This window comes from Exiguobacterium sp. JMULE1 (genome assembly GCF_013337175.1).
Taxonomy (GTDB): domain Bacteria; phylum Bacillota; class Bacilli; order Exiguobacteriales; family Exiguobacteriaceae; genus Exiguobacterium_A; species Exiguobacterium_A indicum.
Map to the genome: position 1 here is coordinate 880,102 of NZ_SGWC01000002.1, position 19,067 is coordinate 899,168.

General features: G+C 47.1%; 18 protein-coding genes and 1 riboswitch. Of the genes, 9 read left to right on the forward strand and 9 right to left on the reverse strand.

From position 1 onward, the window contains the following. Positions 1 to 38 precede the first annotated feature (38 nt). The 7 genes from EXW93_RS04675 to EXW93_RS04705 form a co-directional block, all read right to left on the reverse strand. Positions 39 to 509, reverse strand: coding sequence for a GNAT family N-acetyltransferase (locus EXW93_RS04675; RefSeq protein ID WP_023467604.1), 471 nt, complete (start codon positions 507 to 509; stop codon positions 39 to 41). Between the two features lie 16 nt (positions 510 to 525). Then, positions 526 to 2,499 carry a penicillin-binding transpeptidase domain-containing protein gene (locus EXW93_RS04680; RefSeq protein WP_023467605.1) on the reverse strand — a complete coding sequence of 658 codons (1,974 nt, stop codon included), beginning with the start codon at positions 2,497 to 2,499 and terminating at the stop codon, positions 526 to 528. Positions 2,500 to 2,615: 116 nt separating this feature from the next. Continuing rightward, complete coding sequence (locus tag EXW93_RS04685) at positions 2,616 to 3,332, reverse strand: M23 family metallopeptidase (RefSeq protein WP_023467606.1); 717 nt, start codon at positions 3,330 to 3,332, stop codon at positions 2,616 to 2,618. A 245-nt stretch (positions 3,333 to 3,577) separates the two neighbouring features. Further along, the gene (locus EXW93_RS04690; protein ID WP_023467607.1) at positions 3,578 to 4,471 is read right to left on the reverse strand and encodes a diacylglycerol/lipid kinase family protein; all 894 of its coding nucleotides are present in this window, start codon (positions 4,469 to 4,471) and stop codon (positions 3,578 to 3,580) included. Between the two features lie 137 nt (positions 4,472 to 4,608). Continuing rightward, entirely contained in the window at positions 4,609 to 6,072 is a 1,464-nt protein-coding gene (locus tag EXW93_RS04695) for an alanine/glycine:cation symporter family protein (RefSeq protein WP_023467608.1), read from the reverse strand. Between the two features lie 195 nt (positions 6,073 to 6,267). Next, complete coding sequence (abc-f, locus tag EXW93_RS04700) at positions 6,268 to 8,067, reverse strand: ribosomal protection-like ABC-F family protein (RefSeq protein WP_174316066.1); 1,800 nt, start codon at positions 8,065 to 8,067, stop codon at positions 6,268 to 6,270. A gap of 276 nt (positions 8,068 to 8,343) precedes the next feature. Continuing rightward, a complete protein-coding gene (locus EXW93_RS04705) occupies positions 8,344 to 9,225 on the reverse strand; it encodes a DUF1002 domain-containing protein (protein WP_174316067.1) in 882 nt (293 codons plus the stop codon). Between the two features lie 193 nt (positions 9,226 to 9,418). Further along, a riboswitch (TPP riboswitch) is annotated at positions 9,419 to 9,525 on the forward strand. 73 nt (positions 9,526 to 9,598) lie between these two features. Here EXW93_RS04705 and tenA point away from each other — a divergent pair. Together tenA and EXW93_RS04715 are read left to right on the forward strand one after the other, a co-directional pair. After that, positions 9,599 to 10,294: a thiaminase II gene (gene tenA, locus EXW93_RS04710; RefSeq protein ID WP_174316068.1), complete on the forward strand. Its 696-nt coding sequence runs from the start codon at positions 9,599 to 9,601 to the stop codon at positions 10,292 to 10,294. Positions 10,295 to 10,345: 51 nt separating this feature from the next. Then, a complete protein-coding gene (locus EXW93_RS04715) occupies positions 10,346 to 10,642 on the forward strand; it encodes a hypothetical protein (protein WP_156323186.1) in 297 nt (98 codons plus the stop codon). 30 nt (positions 10,643 to 10,672) lie between these two features. Here EXW93_RS04715 and EXW93_RS04720 read toward each other — a convergent pair whose 3' ends face one another. Both EXW93_RS04720 and EXW93_RS04725 read right to left on the reverse strand, forming a co-directional pair. After that, a complete protein-coding gene (locus EXW93_RS04720; RefSeq protein WP_174316069.1) occupies positions 10,673 to 12,589 on the reverse strand; it encodes a glycoside hydrolase family 3 protein in 1,917 nt (638 codons plus the stop codon). A 208-nt stretch (positions 12,590 to 12,797) separates the two neighbouring features. Continuing rightward, a complete protein-coding gene (locus EXW93_RS04725) occupies positions 12,798 to 13,571 on the reverse strand; it encodes a sporulation protein (protein ID WP_023467614.1) in 774 nt (257 codons plus the stop codon). Positions 13,572 to 13,681: 110 nt separating this feature from the next. Here EXW93_RS04725 and EXW93_RS04730 point away from each other — a divergent pair, with 110 nt between their 5' ends. The 7 genes from EXW93_RS04730 (at position 13,682) to EXW93_RS04760 (ending at position 19,057) form a co-directional block, all read left to right on the forward strand. Then, positions 13,682 to 14,866 (forward strand): class I SAM-dependent methyltransferase, encoded by a 1,185-nt coding sequence (locus tag EXW93_RS04730; protein ID WP_023467615.1) that lies wholly within the window; start codon positions 13,682 to 13,684, stop codon positions 14,864 to 14,866. Positions 14,867 to 14,896: 30 nt separating this feature from the next. Then, positions 14,897 to 15,322: a BrxA/BrxB family bacilliredoxin gene (locus EXW93_RS04735; protein ID WP_023467616.1), complete on the forward strand. Its 426-nt coding sequence runs from the start codon at positions 14,897 to 14,899 to the stop codon at positions 15,320 to 15,322. A 287-nt stretch (positions 15,323 to 15,609) separates the two neighbouring features. Further along, the gene (locus EXW93_RS04740; protein WP_023467617.1) at positions 15,610 to 16,383 is read left to right on the forward strand and encodes a transporter substrate-binding domain-containing protein; all 774 of its coding nucleotides are present in this window, start codon (positions 15,610 to 15,612) and stop codon (positions 16,381 to 16,383) included. A gap of 57 nt (positions 16,384 to 16,440) precedes the next feature. After that, complete coding sequence (locus EXW93_RS04745; protein ID WP_041255309.1) at positions 16,441 to 17,100, forward strand: amino acid ABC transporter permease; 660 nt, start codon at positions 16,441 to 16,443, stop codon at positions 17,098 to 17,100. A gap of 13 nt (positions 17,101 to 17,113) precedes the next feature. After that, on the forward strand, positions 17,114 to 17,836 hold the full coding sequence (locus tag EXW93_RS04750; RefSeq protein WP_041255311.1) for an amino acid ABC transporter ATP-binding protein: 723 nt from the start codon (positions 17,114 to 17,116) through the stop codon (positions 17,834 to 17,836). A 64-nt stretch (positions 17,837 to 17,900) separates the two neighbouring features. Next, positions 17,901 to 18,437, forward strand: a complete 537-nt coding sequence (locus tag EXW93_RS04755) for a GNAT family N-acetyltransferase (RefSeq protein ID WP_023467620.1) — start codon at positions 17,901 to 17,903, stop codon at positions 18,435 to 18,437. Beyond that, positions 18,419 to 19,057 carry an HD domain-containing protein gene (locus EXW93_RS04760; protein ID WP_041255032.1) on the forward strand — a complete coding sequence of 213 codons (639 nt, stop codon included), beginning with the start codon at positions 18,419 to 18,421 and terminating at the stop codon, positions 19,055 to 19,057. The genes EXW93_RS04755 and EXW93_RS04760 overlap by 19 nt, the downstream gene beginning before the upstream one ends. Positions 19,058 to 19,067 lie beyond the last annotated feature (10 nt).

Sequence of the window (19,067 nt, forward strand, 5' to 3'; positions counted from 1 at the left end):
CATTCTTTTTTTGAGTCAGCTTCTTTTTCATATAGATGTCACTGTTGAACGAGCGACTTCTGCAAGTTGGTATACAGTGGTTCGAATCCGAGTTCCTCATAAAACGTTGCGGCACGGTCGTTGACCGCCCAGACGTTCAATCGAACCGCAGCAACACCTCGCTCGAGCGCGAGTTCTTCTGCCGCCTGCATCAACTGGCGACCAATTCCGGATGAACGATGGGAAGCGTTGACACCGACGTCAGTGATGTTCAAGATCCGGACAGGCGTGAATCGATTGGCTGCTGGCGCTGTCCACTTACCAAACAAGTAACCGGTGATGTCGTCTCCGTTGAGTGCCGTCAGACAGAGGTGTTGTTCTGAATCGAGCATTTGTCCTAATGACTCGAGCGTGTATGGCGTCAAAACATCCGGATGAAAATGAGACGATAACCGCTTATGATGCTCGAACGTCTCTGCCGTCAGTGCAAGCAGGGCAGGGAGGTCTGAAGTACGGCTCGTGCGGATCATCAAGCAATCACTCCGATCATCGATTTTGTTTGAGTACTTCGGCGACAAGTCCCGATACATACGGACTACCACGATCTTCTTTTTCGACCGATTCAATCATGATGGCAACGAGAAGATCTTTTTTGTCGTTATCGAAACCGACGAAGAAGCCATTCTCTTTTCCATCGGTTTCGCCTGCCTTTTTCAATTCTGCCGTACCGGTCTTACCGGCAACATCGACTTCCTTGATGTCAGCTGGGAGCGTATAACCGTTATGGACGACGTCATAAAGATCATCGCGAATCATCTTCGCGTCTTTTGCATCCAGCAGATCCTTTTTAAAGACTTGCTTCGTTTTTTCCTCTTGTAAAAGGGTCGGACGATAGATTGTTCCATCTGTCAGGAAAATTTCATACATCGACGCTAGATGTAGAATGTTCGTCAGCATCTGTCCTTGTCCGTAGGACGTATCCATCAGCTGTCCATCTGAAGCGATCGTCCCGTCGTTTGAGATTTGAGAAGCGCGTAACGGATACGCAAACGGTAGCTTCTCTCCGTAGCCGAGGGCTTCAAGTCCAGACGTGAACGCCTTCGTTCCGACCTGTTCGAGTGTGGAGCGGGCGAAATAGATGTTATCTGAATAAACGAGCGCATTGTGCAGATTCACAGGTGCTGGCGTCTCGTGAATCCGCGTGACGTTAAAACCATCGATCTTATTTTTCAGTCCATTGATCGTATAGGCTTTTTCCGGGTCGAGTGTTCCACTCTTTAAGCCAACGGCGGCCGTCAGGGGTTTTTGGGTCGAACCGGGTGCGAAAGCACTCGTGAATCGGTTCAACAATGGTTGATCCGGATCCTGCGTCAGTTCATCGAGTCGCGCTTGCGAGATCCCTGACATGAATTCAGAAGGATCAAAGCCCGGGGAGCTGAGTAAGACACGTGTCTCACCAGTCCGCGGATCGATTGCCGATGCCGTTCCTGGATCCTCTTTCATCGTGTCATACGTCTTTTTCTGAAGCGTAGCATCAATCGTCAACGGGATATCCTCACCATCGGACGGTTTCGTTTCAGCGACGGTGACGCTTGATCCGTCTTTCTTTTGTAGAATGATCGAAGCTCCGGCTTTACCGCGTAACCGATCATCAAGGACTTGTTCGAGACCCCGTTTCCCGACCTGTTCGCCAGCTTGGATTTTATTTTTTGATTCTTTAATCTCGTCTGCTGTCGCTGAACCGATATAACCGATCAAGTGTGAAGCGGCCTTCCCGAGCGGATATGTTCGGACTTCCGTCTCTTTGACGCTGATACCTGGAATGTCACGCAATTTCGCAACCGTTGCTTCGTCGGTCAGTGTTTTGAGCGGAACGAATTGTCCGTCCTTGACCCAACTTGCTTTTAAGGAATCTTCGACCGATGAGGTCGGGCGATCGAGCAACTCGGCAACTTGGTCGACATCTTTAAGTTGTCCTGCAGTTGCGCCGACAGCATATCCTTTACCAGAGGTCGCGAGCGGTTTATTGTTCGCGTCGAGTAAATCACCACGTTTGCCTTCTACGGTTTCTAACTGAACCTTGTCTTCTTTCTTAAAGTCTTTTAGAACAAACGAAGAGTCCCAGTCAATGAACCAGTTTTCTGTTTCTCCTTGTTTCTCGAATGTTAACGGGACTTGTTTATCATAAGCAACGGCTCCTGCCACCGTATCAAAGGAGATCCGCACGGGAAGGGACGCTTTTTCGTCATCCGTTGCTTCCTTTACTTTCTTCCGTTCGACGGATAACTTTTTGATATCAAGCGTTTTCGACAACTGTTTCGTCCGTTCGATGAATTCTTTTTTGCCGTATTCCTTTTTAGTAGCCGTACTCGCGTACGTATACATCTTATCGTAATCTTGTTTCTCCCAAAGTTTGATGTAGGCATCAAGCCGTTCTTCAGGTGTCGGCTGATCTTGACAACCGGCAAGCAGTGTCACGCCGAAAGATGCTGATAGAATCAGGGGAATGGTTCGTTTCATGTGATTGTCCTCCTATATGGATGAGAGCCTTGAATATACCGTACCACTCCTGTCAGGAGATTTCATCTGAAACAAAAAACCGGACTTCTCACGGGGAGAAGTCCGGTGAATCAAGCTTAGTTGAAGTAATTGAGTGGATTAACGCTGTTGGCAGCAGAAGTTCCGCTGTAGACGTATGGACCACGATGCATTTCGAAGTGGAGATGCGCACCGAATGCGTTACCTGTTGCACCAATCGTACCGATTTTCGATCCTTTAGCAATCGTCTGTCCGACTGAGACAGAGCGACTGTTTAGGTGTGCATATACCGTCGTGTACTGGATGCCGTTGACGGTATGTGTCATCATGACATGATTTCCGTATGCGCCGTAATAACGGGATGTGATGACTTTACCGGCAGCTGATGCATAGACAGGTGTGCCTGTTGGAGCACCAATATCGATACCGTTATGGAACGTGTAACCGTAAACGCCACTTGCAGCACCATACCCTTGCGTGATTGGACCACTTGCTGGACGCGAAAAACCAGTCGTTGCTTTTGACGAAGTCGTTGTGCTGTATTTTTTTACATATGTAGAAGAAACATAGCGTGAGGCGCCGCCGTACGAAATTTTCGTCCATGAACCGGAAACACCGAGATAATTGAATGTCTGTCCTGTATTGACGCTACCGACGATTTTATAAGCCGTTGATGGGCCAGTACGGACACGAAGTCCGTCTGCTGTGACCTTTACCTTATATGTCGTTGCAGCTTCAACTTTCGAAGCACTCGTTGTTGCAAAACCTGAAACTACCAAAGCTGTCATTGTCATTGTTGTAAGTAAACGTTTCATTGAGTGTATTTCCTCCTTAAAAATCTGAAGCGACAGAACGGATCATTACAAAATTGTAAGATTTTATGTATATTTATTTATTTTAGGGAATGATTTTTCGCCTGAGATGATTATAGCATCGTCAATAACACAAAAATATTTCAAATGTATTTCAAAATTATGCGTTATTAACATATATTGTAATGGATTAATAAGTAAAAAAGAACTGACGAAGAGTCAGTTCTTTTTTCGATGAACCTATACTGTTATTCAGCAGAAGAGGGTGAAAACACGGTTAAATGTTGCGGGAGCACCTCGACAGTCACAGGAACATGACCTGCTGTGTCCCCATCGGCATTAATCGGCAATTCTTCTTTCGAGCGAATTTCGACACGTGTCGTCGTGAAGTGTTCGATTTGATCGGCTTTTGATAATCCACCCGTGATGAGTTTAGGTAATGCTTGGAGCGCATCAAAGAATCCAAGCTTCGTAATGATGAAGCCATGCAGCAGTCCATCATCGACTTTTGCGTCTTCTGCAAACGATTCGAATCCTCCGACGGAATTCGTCAAGGCGATGATCAACAAGTGTGCTTCTCCATCAAATTGTTTCTCAGCAGAATCAATTTCAATCGGATAGGGACTATGATCCTTGAAGGCTTTTAGACCTTCAATGAAATAAGCGACCGATCCGAGTGACGTTTTTTGTTCGACACTGACCTCCTCAACGGCTTCTGCAATCAGACCAACAGCGATGACGTTCATGAAGTAATGGTCATCATATTTACCGATATCGAGCGGTCGGGCAGGGGCATCAGCTAAAATCTGGATTGCCTCTTCGGGATCCGTCGGGATGTGTAATGCGCGCGATAAGTCATTGACCGTTCCGAGTGGGACGATCCCGAGTGTTGGCCGATGCGGTTGCTCGGCGATTCCGGTGATGACTTCATTGACCGTTCCGTCACCTCCCATGGCGATGACAGCGTCGTAATTAGACTGGGCAGCATGACGCGCGAATTCCGTCGCATCGTGTTCTTTTTCCGTAAACCGAACGTCGACGGTTTCAAAGCGAGTAGCAAGCGTCTCTTCAGCGAGCGTCGCGTGTTTTTTTCCGAGTTCTTTACCAGAAGACGGGTTGATGATCAACATGGCTTGAGACAAGATGAATTCCTCCTTCAGGACAATCTGTTGACTTTTTCCCTGTCCGATGAAAACATAATCCCAATTCTTTTTTACAAATAAAAACACCGAGTAGGCACATGGCTTACTCGGTGTTGAAGTTCGAACTCAGAAGTGATTTATTGTGATGGTGGCACTTCACCAGCCGCAGGACGTGCTTCTTCTTCAACGTCCCAACACTCTGTATTTTCGATCCCGAGTGCTTTTGCTGAGAAGACAGGATCGAGTCCCTGTTTCCGTTGTTCCTGGTAGTCTTTGATGACTTTGAAGGCGATGCCGCTCAAGAGGAGAATCGCCGTCATGTTAATCAATGTCATGCCTGCCATGAAGAGGTCGGCAAAACTCCATACCATACCTAGGCTAAGAACAGATCCGATGAAGACGAAGCCCATTGTCGCAATTCGGAAACCGAAGACAGCTGCTGGACTTTGTTTGATGAACTCGATGTTCGTCTCACCGTAGTAGTAACTACCAACGATCGAACTGAAAGCAAACAAGAAGACACTGAGTGCGATGAATGGTGGAGCAATTGCACCAAATTCTTCGGAGAGCGCGTTTTGCAACATGCCGATTCCTTCGCCATTTCCAGCCGCATAACTATCACTGAGGAGAATGATCGATGCTGTCGCTGTACAGACGATCAATGTATCAAGGAATACACCAAGTGTTTGCAAGAAACCTTGTTTTGCTGGGTGTGAGACTTCAGCAGCAGCAGCGGCGTTCGGAGCAGACCCCATCCCGGCTTCGTTCGAGAACAATCCACGTCTGACACCGAGTGAGATCGCAGCACCGACCGAGCCACCGAATGCTTGCTCAATTCCGAAAGCACTTTTAAAGATCATTGCGAACACACCAGGAAGCTCCGTCAGGTTCGTGACGACGACATAAAGGGCAGCAAGCAAGTAAAGACCTGCCATGATAGGAACGATGATCGCAGAGAATTTCGCGACGCGGTGGACACCACCAAAGATGACGAGTCCCGTCAAGACGACAAGTACAACACCGACGATAGTTGTATTGATACCAAACGCATTGTCAAAGGCAGCAGCAATCGTGTTCGATTGAACCGAGTTGAAGATAAGTCCGAACGTAACGGCAATCAAGATTGCAAAGACAATTCCGAGAGCTCGGTTTTTCAAGCCTTTTTCGATGTAATAGGCAGGACCACCACGGTACGCGTTTGATTTCGTATCGCGTACTTTATAGACTTGAGCCAGTGTACTTTCGATGAGAGCTGTCGCACCACCGAGAAGAGCGACCATCCACATCCAGAAGACGGCACCGGGTCCACCAAGTGTGACGGCAATCGTGACACCGGCAAGGTTACCCGTACCAATCCGTGTCGCAGCTCCGATAAAGAATGACTGGAGAGAAGTGATGCTTTCCCCTTTGTCGTCTGTTGTTTGTTCACTTTTATCGAGCGTGACGCGGAACATCTCTTTTAAGTACGTGAACTGGATAAATTTAGTTCGGATCGTGAAGTAGATCCCACCGCCGATCAATACGGCAACTAGCACATACGCACCTAAAATATTGTTGGCGTAATCGACACTTCCTTGAATGACTTGCTGAATGGCGTTCATGATGGTGTATTCCTCCCAAAGAATAATAAAAGCTATACGCTAAATTATACGAATTTTCTGAAAATAAGCAACAACAAAATAAAATAAAATTTTAAAACTTAATAAGGTTAGCTAAAAAAACATATGATGAAATCTTATGAATGAACGAAAAACTGTCACTCTCGGTATCGAGAGTGACAGTCAAGTAAAGCTGGATCATCCATACTGTAGTAACTGTTCGTATAGGTCATCGAGTTGCTGTTGGATGCTTTTAGAAACGGTATCGGTCGGTTTTTCACGTTTTGCTAATTTCTGTTCAAGCCGCTCGATCTGCACTTCTAACTCGTGTTGTGACAAGCGTTTTGGTTTTTGAGGGGTTACGTGGAGTGAGGAAGACGTAGCGACCTTAGTACGCTTCTGTTGAGCATACGTATACGTACCATGATAACGCGTCAGACCATTTTCGAGCCACAGGATCTGCGGAAAAAGCCGATTCAAGAAATAGCGGTCGTGTGAGACGGCAATCAATGTACCAGAAAAATTCTCGAGTGCTTCTTCGAGTGTCTCTCTTGATTCAATATCGAGATGGTTCGTCGGCTCGTCGAGAATTAATACATTGATCGACGAATGAACGAGGACGGCGAGTTGCAATCGCACACGTTCGCCTCCGCTCAGTGACAAAATGGACCGAAAGACAGTTGGTCCAAAGAACAGGAACCGGGCTAGGATATGGCGGGCTTCCGCTTCTGGAACGGCAATCCGGTCTCTAAACCAGTCGATTAACCGCGCGTCCTCTTCGAAATGGGCATGCTGGGACAGGAAACCGATCCGATTCGATGGTCCACGCGTGAGTGTGCCTGCGTCAGGTGATAATTCGTCAAGCAGCAGTGAGAGCAACGTCGATTTTCCGCTTCCATTCGTTCCGACAATCGCGATCCGATCCTGTGCCATGATCTCGAACGAGACGTCATCAAAAATGTGGCGGGTTCCGTAAGCAAACGAGAGTTCTTCAGCGCGAAAAACGACTTGGCTCGTGTGATCAGTGGAAGAGAAGGAGACATCAGCGGTTTTGGCTTCGAGTTGTGGTCGTTTAATCCGTTCGATCCGCTCGAGTGCTCGTTCCATTGATTTTGCTTTACGGAATAATTTCTCACTCGGTGGAGACGCTTCGTTTGCCCATTGCCGGAGTCGACGAATCGCTTCCTTCATTTTCTTTATTTTTTTCTGTTGCTCTTGGTAGGCGTGGAACTGTTCCATCAAGCGACGTTCACGTTCGACGACGAACGCGCTGTAGTTCCCTATATAGGTTGTCAGTTCACCGTCCTCGAGTTCAACGATCGAGGTGACGACGGCGTCTAAGAAGACCCGGTCGTGAGAGACGAGCAGGATGGTTCCTGTGTAGTCCCGTAAGAACTGCTCCAGCCATTCCACGGCAGCTAAATCAAGATGGTTCGTCGGTTCGTCAAGAATGAGCAGATTTGGCTCCATGAGTAACATGCGACCGAGACAAATCTTCGTCTGTTCACCACCACTCAACTGGTGGAAAGGACGAGTGAGTAACGGACGAAGGTGTAACCCGTTCACCATGCGCTCGATTTTCGAGTCGAGTAGATAGCCATCCTTTTGTTCGAACGCATTCGTCGCTTCCGCATATCGTGCGAGTAACGCATCAAGATTCTCTGGTGCTGTCGCCATCATTTGCTCCAACTGTTGCATCCGAGAACGGATCGCGAGGATGTCTTCAAACGCTGTCCAAAGGACGTCGAGTCCGGTCATCGTTTCACTATATACAGGAAGTTGTTCCAAGTAGCCGATCGTCAAACCGTTCTTTTGATAGATGACACCACCGTCCGGTTGCTCAAGGCGAGCAAGCAAGCGGAGTAATGTCGTCTTACCACTCCCGTTTCGTCCAATCAGACCGACACGGTCGTATTCGTTTAAGAAGAGGGAAACATCCGTTAAGATCGTTTCGCCTCCGAATTGTTTGGTCAGGTGTTGAATGTCGCAAATCATCATAATCAATTGATCCTTTCGCGCGCATCAAAAAAGGAGAGCGCAAATAGCACTCTCCCTAACGTGTGAAAGATGCGCTTTGCAGTATTTTTCATTCATGAAGTTCTTAAAAAAGGACAGACGGGTGCCTTAGAACGCCATTTCATGAAAAATCGCGCGCAACAGATACAATTGTTCCATCAACCAGTGTTTGCACGCGGCAAAGTCCATCTTTTCACACCACCTTTCGTTTCAGATATCTCTAGTTTACTATTTTTTTGTCAGTTACGGAAGTCTGAATTATTTGAACACACCCGCGATTGAACTGAAGAAGTCACTGAGTCCATCGAATAATTTAGCGAAAAATCCTTTCGTTTCTTCTGATGTTGCGAACGCGTGGATGTCTTGCCCCGCATTTTTCAAACCACTCTCGATTTGTCCCCAGTTGATGTTCGCTTGCTCCATTTGATTGAATAGATTCGTCAACCGGTCCATTTGTGCGTCAGACAACTGGATATTGTTGTTTTGAATGACTTGGACGATCAGGTTTTCGACCTCGACTTTGGTTTCCGGTTTTTGATTGGCGATCTCAGCCTTGATCTCATTCATTAAGTCAGCGACTTTATCCGTGCCGACCGTTTTTCCGACGTCTGATGTGACCGATAATTCTTGCTGTGCTAAATCCTTGCGTTCGTCACTTAACTTAATTCCCGTCTCAGCGGAAGTTTGATCGTACGCTTTCATGATTCCTGTCAGTGCCGATGTCCCGGTCACCTTGTAGGGAGAAGTGATCGTGATGTCGGCATCTTTGACACCCGCTGTGACGAGAGCGTTGAGATACATATCCTTCGTCACCCACGTGATGTTCTCCGTCGAGACGGAAAGTCCATCTCCTTTTTCCGTCAGTTCGATCTTAGCTGACGAATACATGTTGCCACCTTTTTGCGACTGTGGAATGTTTTTCCCAAGATATTTTTCTTCGTCAGCAGAGGTTGCGATGATTGGCGTGATGCCTTCCGGTGCATTGAGACGGGAAAGCACCCAAGCCTTATCCTTTTCGCCGAGCGACTCACCGAGTGTGACGATCGTCTTATCAACGACTTGTTCGGCAGAAGCGGCTGTCGGAAGTAATAGAGCAGAAGCGATAACGGCTGATGCCATGATTTTTGTTGGTGTATGCATAATGAAATCCTCCAATTGTAAGTAACAGAATGAATTATAGTATCAGGTACTAAATTTAGTGTACGGTAACGATGTCTGTTCGGAATCGGTCTGCAGATGGAGACGGTATCCGTCTTCTGACACTCCATAGTATAGCGAAAAAAGGACAACTTGACTTCCGTTTTCAGCATGCTATAGTGGATGAGAATCGAATAATGACCACTAGGGGAGTCAGTAGGCTGACTGAGACGAACGAAGACGTTCGGACCCTTTGAACCTGATTAAGTTCGTACTTACGGAGGGAAGTGGCGTCAAGTCTTGTTCTTCTTGCGCCATGCCCGTGTGTTTCGGGGTGGTGTTTTTTCGTTTCATACCAAACGAGGAGGATGAGATCATGACATTCACACAAGAAATCAAACAAGCGGCACAAGCGTATTGGGATAGTAGTTTTACGCACCCGTTCGTACAAGGAATCGGGGAGGGGACGTTACCACTCTCGAAATTTCGGCATTACGTCATGCAGGATGCCTATTACTTAAAACACTTTGCGAAGATTCAAGCGAAGGCAGCGTCAAAAGCAGACGACTTCGCGACGATCGCGACACTTGCCGAACATGCTACTTCGACTTACGAGGCAGAGCTGAGCTTACATCAATCATTTTTTGAGCCGCTCAGTATTACGGCAGCAGACCTTGAAGCATTTGAACCGGCACCGACAGCATATGCGTACGTCTCGCACATGCATCATGCGAGTGAAGGAACGCTTGGTGAGACGATTGCTGCCATCTTGCCATGTTACTGGTTGTATTACGAAGTCGGGCAACAATTACTGACGTGTACACCGGAAGAAAAAATCTATCAGCAATGGATCGACACGTATAGCTCGGAATGGTTTGAAAAGGTCGTCTTGGAACAGATTGCACGGCTTGATGCGCTGGCGGAGCAAGCGAGCCCAACGGAACGCGAGCGGATGAAACGTCATTTCGTGACAAGTTGTTACTATGAGTTACTCTTCTGGCACATGGGGTGGACGGAAGAGACGTTCACGTCGGTCTACGAAACGATTCCAGCACGCCCGGTATCTTCTTAAACCAGTAGATGGTAGAATTAGGAATACCATCTAGTGAAAGTAGGGATTGGAATGGAAATCGTAGTCATCGCACTCGTGATCCTCGCGGCATATGCTATGCAACGAATGCTTGGTAAAGTCAAAGTAAGATTTGTAGGACTTATCATCCCAACGTTGATTGTGTTATCCGGTATATCCGCATCGACTCGAAACTTCAAGGTAGCGTATAGCATGGGAAGCTATATTTCTGCTGTTCTTGTCATCGTCGTCTATGCACTGCTGACTTATTGGTTATACCGCGTCTACCATCGTGCGAAAGAAGAAGCTGAATATCCGTATCAATCATTAAAAGACCGAGGCATCCTTTAAGGAGCTTCGGTCTTTTGGTGTATCACGTCATCATTTTTTCCAGTTTTTAAAGCCGTCACCGAATTCGAGATGCAGTTGATCGGTAAAGACACCGTTCTTAAAGACCGGCACATCAACCGGTAAAGTGCCTTGCGGTTTGAACGTTCCGAAGATTGCTCGGATACCTGCAGGCAGGTTCGGTCCCGCTGATTTTAGATTGCCTGCTTCGGAGTCTGGACCGTTTGGATCGCCTTTGAAGCCATAGACGAGGACGTGTGCCGGTGCGTCCGGTTGAACGGCGACATCGTATGGGTTACGGAGACTGAGCAGGACGGATGGTGTATCCGTTTGTTTCGCATAGCGGAAGATCGAAGCCGGAATCGCTTGTTCTGGTGCAGTAGGTAGTAGTTTAGCACTCGTGTTGACGTTGGAACCGACGATGATGTAATCTGCTGCATCGAGTTGCGCCCGTAATGTCGGGTTTTGGTCGAGCGGTAGCGTAGTAGCCGAGTAATTCGCTGTCGTCACGTGCCAGTTCCGATTCTTCGGTAGGGAAGCGATCGTTTTTTTCATGCTGTCCGTTTGATCCGCCGCAGGAGCGATCACAAGAACGTTGGCATTCTTTTTCGGTTTGAATGGTAAGGTCCGCTGATCATTTTTCACGAGTGTGACCGCGGCTTCCGTCATCGCACGTTCTTTTGCTTTATGCTCGGGACTACCGACGATTTGGTTCGATTGCGCGATTTTTTCAGCTAGGGATGTCGTGTCAGTCGTACCGTTCCAAATTCCGCGTTCTGCTTTCAGTGTCAGAATCCGCTCAACCGATTGATCGATCCGTTCCTCTGAGAGGCGACCATCTTTGACTGCTGCGATCACATCCTTGAAAATCCGGTCGAGTTTTGTGACATCCTGCTCGGAACGAAGGATCGTCGGCATGAGCGCGATATCGACACCGGCGTCAAACGTCTTTAAGACGGCTTCTGATTCCGTGAAGTTGTCGGCGATCGCCTGCATGTTCAACGCGTCTGTGATGACGATGCCATCGTAGCCAAGTTTTTCGCGCAGTACGCCCGTGATGACATCATCCGATAACGTCGCAGGTAAAGGGAAGGTACCATTTGTCGACGTGACGACTTCAGGTTCGATTTGCGGCATCCCGATGTGTCCTGTCATGATCATATCGATGTCTTCAGCAATAGCTCGCTTGAACGGTACGAGCTCGACTTGTTCTAGCTCCTGCAGGGACCGGTCAACGACCGGTAATCCATAGTGGGAATCGGTCGCCGTATCGCCGTGACCCGGGAAGTGTTTGGCGGTCGCCGCGACACCTTCAGACTGAATTCCCTTCATTAGAGCGGAACCGAGTGTGCCGACGAGCTCCGGATCACTCGAGAACGAGCGGACACCAATGACAGGATTTCCAGGATTGCTGTTGACGTCGAGAACCGGACCAAAGTTGACATTGATGCCGAGCGCACGCAGTTCCGAACCGATGATATGACCGGCATCATTCGCGTATGCACTACTGCGGGTCGCACCTAACGCCATGTTGCCAGGTAAGTTCGTCCCTGTTCCGAGCCGAGTAACGATTCCACCTTCTTGGTCGATCGTGACGAAGAGCGGAATATCGTTGCTAGCGTCTTGTTTGACGACTTCTTGCAGATCATGAACGAGTTTCGTCGTCTGTTCGGTTTCGCTGACGTTCTCAGCAAACAAGATGACGCCGCCTAAATCATAGCGATCGATGATGTTCGCGACTTCTGGGGCAAGCGACGTATGATTGCTGCCATTCCACTGCCGGAAGTCCGGCATGATCATCTGCCCGATTTTTTGTTCGAGTGTCATCGTGTCGATTTTGTGACTGATCCGATCGGCTGAAGATCCTGCCTCTGCCATGACAGGTAAACTACTTGAGACGAGTACTGCTGCGAGTCCGGCTGTTAACGTGAACTGTCCGATTTTTTTCATGATGTATGTCCTCCTTTAGTCAAACCGTGACTGGAATTCTTTTCAATACGGACAGTATAGCAAGGTGTTTGTTTTAAAACAATATTTTATTTGTAAACGATTTCAAATTGAAATAAATTTCAAAGATGTTTTTAGACAAACTGACTTGAATGAAAAAAAGTGACTCCCCCTGAAGAGGAATCACTTTCAAGTAAAGTCGATCGATTGATCAGCTATAGCGTTCCACGATGCTTGTCAGCTGACGTTCGACGAACGATTGATCCTGCAGTTCACTATTGGACAGACGCAGTTTGATCATCGACTCATCCGCACCAGCCATTTCACTGAATAATGAACCAAGACTGTGCGCACGACGGTCGACTTGGACGATTAAATCAATCCCTGAGCTGTCTTGAAGCATGATGATTTCGATCTCATCCAGTTTATGGGCGTAGTGTGTATTGCGAGCTGAATACTCAAGCTCCTGAGCAATCGGTAAATCTTTCCGGAATCGTCCAGGTAATTTTTCCGTATCGGCTTTTTTCAATCGGAAGCCAAGTGACTCCATCGCGTCTAAGACTGTCGCTTGGTAGCGGTTTGCTTCGACGATGACGGCGTCACGGTCCGATGGATCGACGGCTTGAGCGATGTCGAGTCCCGTCTCGATCCACGATTTCGATTGACTGACGGAGAGTGGTGTATTCAGCGGTACGCGTAATGTAAAGGGAATTTCCCGCTCGACACCCGCTTCAATCGTGAACTTCGCTTCATTTAAGGCAAATCGGTCGAGCGTGAAGGTCGTAAACGTCGTGCTATCATTGACTTCTTGTTTGTACTGCGTGTTGAATTCAAGATAAATTCGATCAATTTCTTGATCGACGTTTCCACCCTTGATATGGACGACACCGTGAATTTGACCGCCTGGTTCACAGCGGTCATCCGTCAAGCGTGTATCGACCGTTGCGGCACCGATTCCGATTTGTGAGAGAATTTTTTTGAACATGATGAATTCCTCCTTTTGATTACGTACGAATGATAAAGCGTGTAAACTTGTCGAACAGGTACGAATTTGCTACAGTTTCGAAAGAACATCAGAAAAGGACGGGACGACTAGTGGAACTACATGAATTAAAAGCGAGTCTTGCCTCGCAAATCACGCAAGGAACACTGATCCATGCAACGATAAGTAATCCGCGTCAAAAATCAAATGATCTCCGACGAATCAAGGTAAAACCGATTCTATTAAGAGATACGGTGATGATGCAGGTAGAGTTTCAATTTGAACGCGTTATGAAGCATGAAAATATTTTAATTGACGATTTCGTCGGACGACTCGATGACTGGTTCACGGAATTCCGTCAATTCTTATTCCGTTTTGAAGAAGAAGAATGGCAATTCCAGCTCTCGAAAAAGATGAAAGTCGCGATCAAGACATCCAAAAAGGAGCCGATGAAAGCTCTCTTGTCGCATGACCGAAAAAAAACCTATCTATTAGAAGACGGTGTGCCGGTTCCGTTTCTGATTCGCTTAGGCGTCATGACGGAAGCGGGTCAAGTCAAAAAACAGAAGTATGATAAGTTTAAACAAATCAATCGCTTTCTTGAATTCGTTGAGGATAGCATTGCTGCCTTGCCAAAAGGAAAAAAACTCCGGATCTTGGACTTCGGATGCGGGAAGTCGTATTTGACGTTCGCTCTCTATCATTATCTAAAAGTCGTCAAAGGATTCGACCTCGAAGTGACAGGTCTTGATTTAAAGAAAGAAGTCATCGAAGAATGTACGCAAATTGCGCGTGATCTGGATTATACCGATCTGACATTCCGCGTCGGGGACGTTCATGATTACACAGGGGAGACGGAAGTCGACCTGATGGTGACACTTCACGCTTGTGATGTCGCGACGGACGTCGCACTCGCACGAGCTGTCGACTGGAATGCATCAGTCATCCTGAGCGTACCGTGCTGTCAAAAGGAATTGAACCGTCAACTGGACTGTTCGCCACTCGATGTCATGCTCCAGCACGGACTGATCAAAGAAAAATTCGCATCACTGGCGACAGATTCGATTCGTGCTGAGTTGCTAACACTGGTCGGATATGAAGCGCAACTTCTCGAATTCATTGATCTCGAGCACACACCGAAGAACATCTTGATTCGAGCATACAAACAAAACAAGCGACCAACGGAAGAGAAAATCGATCGTTACATCGCGTTCCGTGATTTGTTGCATGCCCGACCATTTTTAGAAACTGAATTAAGCGGCAGACTTGGACAGATTTCACCGAAACTCGTACAATAAGAAGGAGAACGAATCAAAGGAGGCAATACGATGGATTTCCAAATGTATTTTGAAGATGTCGTCCAAACAGCCCGCAAAGAAGCGCAAGCTGCTGGATTTGAAGAATTAACGACGCCAGAGAGCGTGGATGAAGCAATGAAACGCGAAGGGCTAACACTTGTCCTTGTCAATTCGGTGTGTGGATGTGCTGGCGGGATCGCCCGTCCTGCTGCAGCGTACGTTAATCGGAAAGAGGGTATCAAGCCCGATCATTTCGTCACGGTATTCGCTGGACAAGATCGCGAAGCGACAGACCGTGCGCGTGAATACTTCGAAGGTTACCCACCTTCATCTCCATCATTTGCATTAATGCAAGATGGAAACATCCTCTCGATGGTCGAGCGCTTCGACATCGAATCGTTCACGGCGGAAGAGGTCGTCGAGAAACTTGAATCATTGATTGAAATCTACGCATAAGCAAAGAAGGCTCCTGATAAAGGAGTCTTTTTTTGCGTATTCATGAGATTAAAATAATAAATTTTAAAATTGAAAGCGTTTGCAAAATTGTATAAAAAGTCATTTATGCATGATTTATGAATAGAAACTCAAAAAAATTTATATATTTATGCTTTACAGTGAATAAATATTCGTATATCCTAAAAGCAATAGAACAGGTCAGGCTTTTCGGTATTGAATTGGACATACACATAAGTCATACTATTGTTAAAGTTCTGACAATTGAGCGTTGGAAGGGGAAAACTCGAATGAAAAAATTATTAGCAACGGCAATGGCAGGCATTCTGGCAGTCACGATGGCAGCATGTGGCGCGTCGGAAGAATCAACAGGTGGATCAAGCAAAAGCGATAAAGTATTGACGATGGGAACGTCAGCGGATTACTTCCCATTTGAATACATCGATACGAAAAAAGGAGAGGACATCGTTGGGTTCGACGTTGCGATCGCCAAAGAAGTCACGAAAAATCTCGGGTATGACTTAAAAATCGAAGACATGGAATTCGGTAGCCTACTTGGTGCCCTCAGCTCAGGTCGTGTCGATTTCGTCATGGCGGGTATGACACCGACAGAAGAACGGAAGAAAAATGCTGACTTCACAGACATTTACTTCGAATCGAAAAACTTGGTCATGACGAAGGATAAAGCGATCAGTTCGGAAGACGAACTCAAAGGCAAAAAAATCGGTGTCCAGCTTGGATCCATCCAAGAGGGACTCGCAAAAGATCGCTTCAAAGATAGCGAAGCGGTTCCTTTGAACAAAATCCCAGAAATCATTCAAGAATTGAATACAGGTCGGATTGATGCCCTCATCATTGAGGACGCAGTTGCCGTCAAATACATGGATCAAGATGCATCCCTGAAAACGTACCAGATTAAAGAAGATGGTCCAGCTGGATCAGCGATCGCCTTCAAAAAAGGGGACAAGATGCGTGACGATTTCAACAAAGAGTTGAAGAAGATGATTGACAGTGGTGAAATCGATAAATTGGCAGAAGAATGGTTCCAAAAAGAAGCAAAATAAGTCAAGTGCATGGGGGTGGGGGTAACCTCATCCCTTTTGTGCGACGTTAGGAGATTGATTATGATAGACTTTACAAAGATTCAAGATTCAATTCCATATATTCTTGAGGGGATTCCGGTCCTGTTCCAAGTCGTCATCGTGGCGGCCATTGCCGGGATGCTGATCGGAATCGTCGTCGCGGCACTGAAAATCACGAAGAGCCGTTTCCTCCGTTTCATTGGTCATGCTTACACAGCGATCTTCCGGGGGACACCATTGATTTTGCAACTTGCGATCGTCCACTTCGGATTACCACAGTTGACAGGGTATGTGACGACAGGATACCAATCGGCAATCATCGCCTTCTCCTTGAACTCCGGAGCATATATCTCGGAAATCATTCGGGCAGGGATTCAGGCTGTTGATCGTGGACAATGGGAAGCGGCAGATGCGCTTGGTATTTCGTATTTCAAACAACTCCGTTCGATCATTTTGCCACAAGCCTTTAAAAATATCCTTCCGGCGATCATGAACGAATTGATCACGTTGACGAAGGAATCGGCACTCGTCTCGACAGTCGGTGTGCTCGACGTCATGCGTCGTGCGCAAATCGTTGGAGGAGAAAAGGCGATTTATTTCGAACCGTTGTTGTTTGCCGGATTCGTATATTTTGTTCTCGTCATGGGATTGAGCTTGATAGGCCAACAAGTCGAAAAAGCTATGAGAAAGAGTGGGTAATCAGATGGAACCTATGATCCAAGTCACCGATTTGCATAAGCAGTTCGGAAAATTAGAAGTATTAAAAGGTATCTCGACGACAGTCACACGCGGTGAAGTCGTCGCTGTCATTGGACCGTCGGGATCCGGTAAATCAACATTTCTACGGTGTATCAACTTACTTGAGCAACCAACGAGTGGAACGATCATCGTCGATGGTTTTGAATTAACGAAACCAAAAGCGAACATCTCGAAAGCACGTCAGAACATCGGCATGGTGTTCCAACAATTTAACTTGTTCCCACATAAGTCTGTTCTTGATAACTTGACGTACGCACCAATCAACGTCCTTGGTATCTCAAAAGACGAGGCAGTCAAGCGGGCAGAGACATTGCTTGAACGTGTCGGTCTAGCTGAAAAACGCGATAATTACCCGAACCAGTTGTCAGGTGGACAAAAACAACGGGTCGCAATCGCACGCGCTCTTGCGATGGAACCGAACGTCATGTTGTTTGATGAACCGACGTCAGCGCTTGACCCAGAGATGGTCAACGAAGTACTGGACGTCATGAAACAATTGGCGGAAAGCGGAATGACGATGGTCATCGTCACTCACGAGATGGGCTTCGCCAAAGAAGTCGCGGATCGCGTCTTGTTCCTCGATGAGGGGATTCTGATGGAAGAAGGTTCACCGGTCGAACTCTTCGACAATCCGAAGACGGACCGGGCGAAAAAATTCCTCGAAAAAGTTTTATGAGCACAGCACGCTAACTCTGAAGAGGGTTAGCGTTTTTCGGTTTTTAGTAGAGAGGGGGATAAGAATGAAAAAATTGCTTGAAGGTCATCATACTCGTCTGACGCGTTTTCAGTCGGAAGATACCGAAGTGATGCAACGTCTGCTTGACGATGCAACGTTTGCTCGTCATTTCAGTGCGACGCCATATCGTCACTTATCGAAGGAAAAGATTGAACAGATGATGGCGACGGATGCTCCGGAGACGTTTCGGTTTGCGATTCGTAACTTCGAAGATGAACGGATGATTGGGGTGGTCGCATTAGAAGATATATTACCGACACACGGAACAGCATGGCTGATGATCGGCATCGATCCGGATTGTGAAGGACAAGGGTATGCGACGGATGCGCTACAGACGATACTAGAGTACGCCTTCTTAGAGTTGAACTTGTACCGGATTCAATTGACGGTCTTTGAGTATAATACACGTGCGGTTAAGCTGTACGAACGACTCGGGTTCGTACAGGAAGGAAGATACCGTGCCTTTTTACGACGAGACGGAGAGCGGCATGATATGTTACTGTACGGATTACTCGAACCGGAATGGAGAGATCGACAATGATTCAAGAAACGGAAATCTTCGTCCGGTCGTTTCACGCGACGGACTTTTCAGGTCATGATTATGCCCATATCGAACGGGTTCGCCGTTTAGCGTTACATATTGCCAAACAAGAAGGCGGGAACGTCAAAATCATCGAACTATCTGCCTTACTCCATGACGTAGCAGATAGTAAACTCGGAGGAACGGCAGAGACGGTCGCAACATTTTTGCAAGGAAAGGTGACGGAAGAAGAACAAGAACAGATTCTAGACATCATCACGAGCCTGTCCTATAAAGACGGTACACGCCCACCGATGCAAACAATCGAAGGGCAAATCGTTCAAGATGCTGATCGTCTCGATGCCATCGGTGCAATCGGGATTGCGCGCACATTTCAGTTCGCTGGTCGGTTCGGGGAGCCGATGCATGTACCTGGTCTAGCACCACGAGAACCGGGTGACCGAACGGGAGAGACGAGTGCCCTGAATCATTTTGAAGAAAAGTTATTCCGGCTAAAAGATTTAATGAATACGAACACAGCACTTCATTTAGCAGAGGAGCGACATCGCTACATGGAAGAGTTCGTTAATCGTTTTAAGCAGGAATGGGAGGGTGCTACGGGAGAAATAGGTGATATGTAAATCGATTTAA